Genomic DNA, 8,572 nt, shown 5'->3' with positions numbered 1-8,572 from the left:
CTGCGCAATCTGATGCGCCTGCGGCCCATGCCGGTGGTGATGGTGTCAACCCTGACCGAGCGGGGGGCCAGTGTCACCCTGGAGGCGCTTGAGCTGGGCGCGGTGGATTTCGTCGCCAAGCCCAAAATCGATGTGTCCCACTGCCTGGAGGATTACGCCGAGGAGCTGATCTCCAAGGTGAAGGCGGCGGCCAGGGCACGGCTCAGGCCGATTGTCCGGCTGGCTGATCCGGAGCCTCTGTACAGCGCCGATGCGGTCATTGCGCGCTCGGCGGGCAGGCATTTCCAGACCACCGACAAAATTATCGCCATCGGCGCCTCGACAGGGGGCACGGAGGCCATCAAGGACGTGCTGCTGGGTTTTCCCCCCGATGCCCCGGGCACCGTGATCGCCCAGCATATTCCGTCAGGTTTCAGCGCCGCCTTTGCCGACCGCATCAACCGGCTGGCGGCCGTGACGGTCAAGGAGGCGGAGGAGGGCGACCAAGTGTTGCCGGGGCACGTGTTTATTGCCCCCGGTGACAAGCACCTGTTGCTGAAGCGCAATGGCGCCCGCTACGTCTGTGAGCTCAGCGACGGCAAGCCGGTCAATCGCCATCGCCCCAGCGTCGATGTGCTGTTCCGCTCGGTGTTGCAGGCGGCGGGAAACAACGCTGTCGCGGCCATCCTCACCGGTATGGGTGCCGACGGTGCCGAGGGCATGCTGGAATTGCACCAGGCCGGCATTCACACCGTCGCCCAGGACGAGGCCACCAGCGTGGTGTGGGGCATGCCCGGCGAGGCGGTGAAGCGGGGTGGCGCCCGCGAGGTGCTGCCGCTGCAGCACATCTCAGCATCGCTGTTACGGGCCAGCGGCTACGGTGTCGTGCCGGGCCGCTGAGCGGCACCGATAACAGCTCGCTGCGGACACGGCAAAGGTATTTCTCCCGGTTGGTAATTTTTTGCGCCAGCACCCATGGGCTGTTGGCGCAGCCTGCCCGCGGTATGCTGTTGCGCCCTCGCCAACGATCCCGCCCTGAACTCAGCCCTCTCCGTCCCCTGCCGCGATAAAAATCGCCTCTCAGCTCAAGCTTTGCCCGCTGCTGCCGATAAATGCTCTATGTCCGTTATGTTGGATCAAGGGTTGTGCAGTGCTGATCTTTGCTGGGTTTGCAGTAGTTATCTTGTCGGTGTTTGGCGGCTTCGCCCTGTCCGGCGGCCATCTTGGGCCGCTCTTTCAGCCGACCGAAGTGTTGATGATTCTGGGTGGCGGGGTAGGGGCGTTCATTGCCGCCAATAACGGCAAGGCGTTGAAGGCCACGCTGAAAACCTGCTCTACCCTGAAACACACCGCCAGCTATGACCGTGCGTTGTACATGGATCTGATGGGGTTGCTTTATCAGCTGCTGAATAAAATCCGCCGCGAGGGAATGCTTGGGGTTGAAGCAGATATCGAAAACCCCCAGGACAGCAGCCTGTTCCAGGAGTATCCCAAGCTGTTAAAAGACCCGCTGATCATCAATTTCATCACCGATTATTTGCGGATGATGGTCAGCGGCAGCATGGAGCCCATGGAGCTGGATGAGTTGATGCTCCACGAGATCGAGGGCTATGAGCACGAAATGCACGTGACTTCGGATGCCCTGGCAAAACTGGGCGACGGCATGCCGGCCTTCGGCATTGTCGCCGCGGTGATGGGGGTGGTGAAAGCCCTCAGTGCGGCGGACGCCGGCCCGGACGAGATGGGGATCATGATCGCCCACGCCCTGGTGGGAACCTTCCTGGGCATCCTGATCGGCTATGGTTTCATCAATCCCGTGGCGGGCCGCATCGAGCGCCAGGTCAGCGAGGCGCTCAAGGTGTTGCAGTGTGTGCGGGTGGTATTGCTGGCCAGCCTCCACGGCTACGCGCCGCAGATTGCCGTGGAGTTTGGGCGCAAGGCCCTCTACACCGCCGAGCGGCCCAGTTTTATCGAGCTTGAGCAGCACGTGAAAGGCAGCAAAGCCCAGGTAGCCGAGTAGCCGTGAGCGGCGCCCGCCCCATCATCATCCGGCGCAAGAAGATTGTGCACGGTCACCATGGCGGCAGTTGGAAGATCGCCCTGGCGGATTTTATGACGGCATTGATGGCACTGTTCCTGGTGATGTGGATTCTCAGCGCCGCCTCCCAGGAGGAGCGGCTGGCGGTGGCGGAGTACTTCAGCACGCCACTGGTGGTGGCGCTGGCGGGTGGCGACAAATCGGCGGCCAGCAACAGCGCCATTCCGGGGGGCGGTCCCGACCCGGTGCGCAAGGAGGGGGAGACGGCGCGGATCGATATGCGCACCCAAACCCGCCCGACGGATGAACAGCGGCGCTTCTTCATGGATTTGCAGCGCCGCATTGAAGAGGTGATCGACGCCGATCCCCTGCTGAAGAGCCTGCGCTCACAGCTGCGCTTCGATTTGATCCAGGACGGGCTGCGCATCCAGGTGCTCGATACCGAGCAGAAGCCGATGTTCAACCTGGGCAGCGACGTGGTGCTGCCCTACATGCGGGATCTGCTGCGGGCCATGGCGCCGCTGTTGAATGAGCTGCCCAATGAGCTGAGTATCAGCGGCTATACCGACAGTCTGCAGTACGCCGGGGGTACCCAGGGTTACAGCAACTGGGAATTGTCCGTCGAGCGGGCCAACGCCTCCCGCCGGGAGTTGGTGGCCGGGGGGCTCGATCCGGACAAGCTGTTGCGGGTGGCGGGATTTGCCGACCGGGCGCCGATGCCGGAGACGCAGCCCAATGATCCGCTCAACCGCCGCATCGAGTTGCTGGTGTTTTTCCCCGAGGTGGCGGAAAACGTGCGCCACCCCACCGTGCTAGCCGGGCAGCTGGGCTCGCCTACGCCCACCAGCGCGCGCCAGCAGCAGGGGGAACAGGGCAAGCCGGTCGATCAGTTTTTACAGGGTATACAAAAAACGTTGCGGTCTGAATGAGAGTCCTTCATCGGTACATTGCCGAGGGTAAATAGCAATGGATATAAGTGAGTTCTACAGTAGTTTTTTTGAGGAAGCGGACGAGTTGCTGACAGAGATGGAGCGCTCCCTGCTCGATCTCGATCCGGCCAATCCCGACTCCGAACAGGTGAATGCCATTTTTCGCGCCGCCCACTCCATCAAGGGCGGGGCGGGAACATTTGGTTTCAACCTGCTGCAACAGACCACCCACTTGCTGGAAAACCTGCTCGACAGCGCGCGGCGCCACGAGTTGGTGCTCACCCATGAGATCATCGATACTTTCCTGAAAACCAAGGACGTGCTGACCGAACAGGTCGATGCCTATCGGCGCAGTGAAACGCCGGAACACGACGATTTCGAGGCGATCTGTCGCCTGTTGAAAGGCGTCGGTTCCGAGGACGCCCCCGCGGTCACCGCCGCAACACCGCCGCCGCAAGAACCGGCTGCGGCGCAGGCTGTGGAACAGCTGTCGACCTCCGAAAATCGTCTGATCGTTGAACTGATGCGCGTGGCCGAGGGCGAAATCGACACCCTGGTGGACGAATTGCGCAACCTGGGAGAGATCATCGCCACCCATACCGATGAACAGGGGCACCTGGTTGTCGACATGGCAACCAGCGTCAGTCCCGATGACATCGAGGCAGTACTCTGTTTTGTCATCGACCCGGACCAGTTGCGCATCCGCGCCCTGTCAGCAGAGCCGGCGCGGGATATTCCCGGCCTGGAATTGTTCGACGCCAGCCCATCATCGGCAGAGGGGTTGCCAGTCGGCGAGGAGACCCCGTCGCCAGCGGCCGCCAAAAAGGCCTCGGTGACCGCCATCAAAAAAGCGAAAAAGGCGACGGAGACGGAGTCCACCTCCATTCGCGTGCCGGTGGACAAGGTCGACCAGATCATCAACCTGGTGGGGGAGCTGATTATTACCCAATCCATGCTGAATGAAACCGCCAACAGCCTGGACCGGGGGGTGCACGGCGCGCTGCACCATGGCATGAATGCGCTGCAGCGCAACGCCCGGGATCTGCAAGAGGCGGTGATGTCGATCCGCATGTTGCCGATGGATTATGTGTTCAGCCGTTTTCCCCGGCTGGTGCGCGACCTGGCGGGCAAGCTGGACAAGGAAATCGAGCTGGTCACCGTGGGCGAGTCCACCGAGCTGGACAAGGGGCTGACCGAGCGGATCATCGATCCGCTCACCCACCTGGTGCGCAATAGCCTCGACCACGGTATCGAAAAACCCGATGTGCGCGAGTCATTGGGTAAACCCCGGGCAGGTACCCTGACCCTGTCCGCCCGCCACCAGGGTGGCAATATCCTGATCGAGGTCAGCGACGACGGCGGCGGCCTAAATCGCCAGAAAATTCTCGCCAAGGCCAAGGCGAATGGCCTGTCGGTATCCGAGGACATAAGCGATGAAGAGGCCTGGCAACTGATCTTTGCGCCGGGCTTTTCCACTGCCGAGGCGGTCAGTGACCTGTCCGGCCGCGGCGTCGGCATGGATGTGGTGAAACGCAATATCCAGTCCATGGGGGGGCATGTGGAGATCTTGTCGCGGGAGGGCGCCGGCACCACCACCCGCATCGTCCTGCCCCTGACGCTGGCCATCCTGGACGGTATGTCGGTCAAGGTCGGTGGCCACGTCTACATTTTGCCGGTCAGTTCCGTCATCGAGTCGCTGCAGATTCGCCAGGAAAATCTGCACACCGTCTCCGGCGGCATTCCCCTGCTGAAAGTGCGCGGCGAGTACTTCCCGGTGGTCTCCATTGCCCGGGTGATGGGTCTTGCCGGTGGTCGGGATGACATCATCGGCAGCATCGCGGTGATGGTGGAAGGCGAGGGGCGGCGCTATGTGCTGCTGGTCGACGAACTGGTCGGGCAACAGCAGGTGGTGGTGAAAAACCTGGAAAGCAATTACCGGAAAATCCCCGGGGTCTCCGCCGCCACCATCCTGGGCGATGGCAGCGTGGCGCTGATTCTCGATCTGGGTGAAATCTATCGGCTCAATCTCGGTGAGCGGAAACCCCGGCTCGCAAAAGTGAACAGCTAACGCTGCTGCACAGCCAGCGACATTGATAAGAGATAACTAGCGTGAAAAATATGTTCGTCCACACCACCAGTGAACAAAGTAAAGGGGGAAGCAATAATGGATAAAGGTATTAAATTTTTGGTAGTCGATGATTTTCCGACCATGCGCCGCATTGTGCGCACGTTACTCAAGGAATTGGGCTACGCCAACGTCGACGAAGCGGAAGATGGCGCCGATGCACTGGCCAAATTGCGCGGCGATGCCTATGAATTCGTGGTGTCGGACTGGAACATGCCGAATCTCGATGGCCTGGAGATGCTCAAGCAAATTCGCGCCGACGACGCTTTGAAACATTTGCCTGTTTTAATGGTGACGGCCGAGGCCAAAAAGGAAAATATTATTGCGGCGGCACAGGCGGGCGCCAACGGCTACGTGGTCAAGCCATTTACCGCCGCCACGCTGGAAGAGAAGTTGGCGAAGATTTTTGAAAAACTGGCCAAGTAGGCCTTTCAACCATAAGGCATCCACCATGACAACAGAACATCATCCAGCGCCGGGCCAGGGGCCGGCCAGTGCCCAGGAACTGTTTCAGCGACTCGGTCAGCTGACCCGTATGTTGCGGGAAAGCATGCGCGAGCTGGGGCTGCAAAAAGAGGTAGAGCGGGCGGTGGCCGAAGCGGTGCCCGATGCCAAGGCCCGGCTGAGTTACGTGGCCAGTATGACGGAGCAGGCGGCCGAGCGGGTGCTCAATGCGGTCGATCGGGCCCAGCCCATGCAGACTGAAATAGAGGCGGGCGCGGAACAGCTGCAGGCGTGCTGGGACGAGTGGCTGAATGCCCGGGGCGATCAGGAGCAGGCCGGCGAGCTGGCCCTGCAGACCGTCCGTTACCTGGGGGAGGTCAAGCTCAAGACCAGGGCCACCGGCAAGGAGTTGCTGGATATCACCATGGCCCAGGATTTTCAGGATCTGACCGGCCAGGTGATCAAGAAGCTGATGGAAGTGATGCAGAGTGTCGAGGATCAGCTGCTCACCATGCTGCTGGACAGCCGGCGCGCGGGTAAAAATCCCGACGCCGAGGCGCCGCTATCCGCCGCCAGTCGGCCTCAGCCCGCCGAGGACACCCGCTTGCTGAATGGCCCGCAGGTCGATCCCAATGCCCGCAATGTGGTCACCAGCCAGGACCAGGTGGACGACCTGCTGGACGAGTTGGGTTTTTAGCCGGCGATCTGTTGCTGGCGGCGCCGTCTATTTGACTGGCGTCCCCGCCTCCAGGGTCGTTCCCGGATGGGCAGGCTGTTGCCTGCCCGGTCGCCCTACCTGAGTCATCCCTGCCCCCGGCAATATCCGCTGGCGATTCGCTCCTTTCCAGTGCTTGGTAAAACGGCCATTTTCAGGCTCTTTTTTACCGATTGATCGCCGGGTTCACGCTCATAATGGTCGGCGCTTTACTAACAAGTGCCCGTCAACATGGCTGATGAAACCAGCGAAGAGGACAAAACCGAAGCCGCCAGTCCCAGGCGCCTGGAGAAGGCGCGCGAGGAAGGCCAGGTCGCCCGCTCCCGGGAACTGACGACGTTTATGTTGCTGGCAATGGGGCTGGGCACGCTCTGGAGTATTGGCGGCATGTTCTACGGCCGACTGGGACAAATGATGGAGCAGGCATTCCTGTTCGACCGATCCCAGGCGTTTCAGGTCGAGCCGATGCTCAGCAAGTCCGTTCACCTGGTGCAGCAGTCGCTGCTGAATCTGTTGCCTTTTTTTCTGGCCATGACCATCGTGGCGCTGGTCTCGCCGATGCTGCTGGGCGGGGCGATGATCTCCGGCAAGTCCCTGATGCCCCAGCTGTCCCGCCTCAATCCGATGAAGGGCCTGAAGCGCATTTTCTCGGTGCAGGCGCTGATCGAACTGGCCAAAGTGCTCGCCAAGGCGACGGTCTTTGGCGGTGTGCTGGTGTTGTTCCTGGGGGACCGGCTGCCCGAATTTATCGCCCTGATGGAACAGCCGCTGCAACAGGCACTGCTGAGCTCGCTGTACCTCCTGATCACCACCTGCGGGGTGCTGGTGCTGGCCCTGTTTGTGGTGGTGCTGATCGATGTTCCCTACCAGCTCTGGCACCACGCCAAACAGCTGCGGATGAGCAAGGAAGAGCTGAAACGGGAGCACAAGGAGTCTGACGGCGACCCGATGGTCAAGTCGCGGATTCGCGCCCAGCAACAGGCGATGGCGCGACAGCGCATGATGTCCAATCTCCCCAGCGCCGATGTGATCATCACCAACCCGACACACTACGCCGTGGCGCTGCGCTATGAAGACAAGGGCTCCAGTGCTCCCCGGGTGGTCGCCAAGGGCGTGGATGAAGTGGCCAAGAGAATACGACTGGTGGGTGCCGAGCACAGTATCCCGGTGCTCGAGGCCCCGCCGCTGGCCCGGGCGCTGTACCGCCATGTGGACCTGGAGCAGGAGATTCCGGCCCAGCTCTACACCGCGGTGGCAGAGGTGCTCGCCTGGGTCTTCAGTTTGCGACGCGCCCGGCAAGAGGGTGGCGAGGTGATAGCCGCCCCCACCAATCTGCCGGTTCCTGAATCGATGTCTGAATGATGTCTGCATAGGGTCCCCATGAATTCGATCACTCATTTCTTGACGACAAACCGCTGGCTGAGCGACATGCGCTTGAACCTGCTGGCGGGTCCGGTGCTGATCCTCATCGTGCTGTCGATGATGATTCTGCCGCTGCCCCCGTTCGTGCTGGATCTGTTTTTCACCTTCAATATCGCCCTGGCGGTGCTGGTGCTGCTGGTCAGCATGTTTACCAGCAAGCCGCTGGAGTTTGCCGCCTTTCCCGCGATCCTGCTGTTCACCACCCTGCTGCGCCTGGCGCTCAATGTCGCTTCGACCCGGGTGGTATTGATCGAGGGGCATCAGGGGGGCGATGCGGCGGGCAAGGTGATCGAGGCCTTCGGCAAGTTTCTCGTCGGTGGCAATTTTGCCGTCGGCCTGGTGGTGTTCATGATTCTGGTGATCATCAACTTCATGGTGATCACCAAGGGTGCGGGGCGCATCGCCGAGGTCGGGGCGCGGTTCACCCTGGATGCCATGCCGGGCAAACAGATGGCCATCGACGCCGACCTGAACGCCGGTTTGATCGGCGAGGACGATGCCCGGGAGCGCCGCGCCACGGTGGCCCAGGAAGCGGATTTCTACGGCTCCATGGATGGCGCCAGCAAATTTGTGCGCGGCGATGCGGTCGCCGGCCTGATCATCATGGTGGTCAATATCCTCGGCGGCCTGATGATCGGCATCCTCCAGCACGACCTGAGTTTCGCCACCGCGGCCGAAACCTACACGCTGATGACCGTCGGCGATGGCCTGGTGGCCCAAATTCCCGCCCTGGTGATCTCCACTGCGGCGGGGGTGATGGTGTCCCGGGTGGACACCAACCAGGATGTCGGCCAGCAGATGATCGGCCAGCTGTTCGTCAATCCGCAGGTGCTCGCCCTGACCGCGGGGGTGCTGGGCCTGTTGGGGCTGGTGCCCGGCATGCCCAACGGGGTGTTCCTGTTATTCACCGCCCTGTTCGG

Annotated in this window: 8 protein-coding genes; all 8 read left to right on the top strand. The window is 61.5% G+C overall.

The window, feature by feature from the left end; genetic code table 11:
- On the top strand, window positions 1-879 hold an 879-nt coding region (locus tag ABY948_RS09585), incomplete at its 5' end, for a protein-glutamate methylesterase/protein-glutamine glutaminase (protein ID WP_461482309.1).
- Between the two features lie 250 nt (window positions 880-1,129).
- On the top strand, window positions 1,130-1,999 hold the full coding sequence (motA, locus tag ABY948_RS09580; RefSeq protein WP_461482308.1) for a flagellar motor stator protein MotA: 870 nt from the start codon (window positions 1,130-1,132) through the stop codon (window positions 1,997-1,999).
- A 2-nt stretch (window positions 2,000-2,001) separates the two neighbouring features.
- Entirely contained in the window at window positions 2,002-2,946 is a 945-nt protein-coding gene (motB, locus tag ABY948_RS09575; protein ID WP_461482307.1) for a flagellar motor protein MotB, read from the top strand.
- A 37-nt stretch (window positions 2,947-2,983) separates the two neighbouring features.
- Entirely contained in the window at window positions 2,984-5,014 is a 2,031-nt protein-coding gene (cheA, locus tag ABY948_RS09570) for a chemotaxis protein CheA (protein ID WP_461482306.1), read from the top strand.
- A gap of 96 nt (window positions 5,015-5,110) precedes the next feature.
- Complete coding sequence (gene cheY, locus ABY948_RS09565; protein ID WP_461482305.1) at window positions 5,111-5,497, top strand: chemotaxis response regulator CheY; 387 nt, start codon at window positions 5,111-5,113, stop codon at window positions 5,495-5,497.
- 25 nt (window positions 5,498-5,522) lie between these two features.
- Window positions 5,523-6,212: a protein phosphatase CheZ gene (gene cheZ / locus ABY948_RS09560; RefSeq protein WP_461482304.1), complete on the top strand. Its 690-nt coding sequence runs from the start codon at window positions 5,523-5,525 to the stop codon at window positions 6,210-6,212.
- Window positions 6,213-6,461: 249 nt separating this feature from the next.
- On the top strand, window positions 6,462-7,592 hold the full coding sequence (gene flhB, locus ABY948_RS09555) for a flagellar biosynthesis protein FlhB (protein WP_461482303.1): 1,131 nt from the start codon (window positions 6,462-6,464) through the stop codon (window positions 7,590-7,592).
- 66 nt (window positions 7,593-7,658) lie between these two features.
- Window positions 7,659-8,572, top strand: a 914-nt coding sequence (locus tag ABY948_RS09550; RefSeq protein WP_461482310.1) for an FHIPEP family type III secretion protein, incomplete at its 3' end; no start/stop codon positions are given.

Origin of the sequence: Porticoccus sp. (assembly GCF_041592135.1) — a bacterium.
In the GTDB taxonomy this organism is placed as follows: domain Bacteria; phylum Pseudomonadota; class Gammaproteobacteria; order Pseudomonadales; family Porticoccaceae; genus Porticoccus.
Note: the sequence above shows the minus strand (reverse complement) of the source record. Positions and strands in the feature narration are given on the sequence as shown.

Coding starts and splice junctions, on each gene's coding strand:
- cheZ (WP_461482304.1), top strand. CDS start 5,523: ATGACAACAGAACATCATCCAGCGCCGGGCCAGGGGCCGGCCAGTGCC.
- cheY (WP_461482305.1), top strand. CDS start 5,111: ATGGATAAAGGTATTAAATTTTTGGTAGTCGATGATTTTCCGACCATG.
- cheA (WP_461482306.1), top strand. CDS start 2,984: ATGGATATAAGTGAGTTCTACAGTAGTTTTTTTGAGGAAGCGGACGAG.
- flhB (WP_461482303.1), top strand. CDS start 6,462: ATGGCTGATGAAACCAGCGAAGAGGACAAAACCGAAGCCGCCAGTCCC.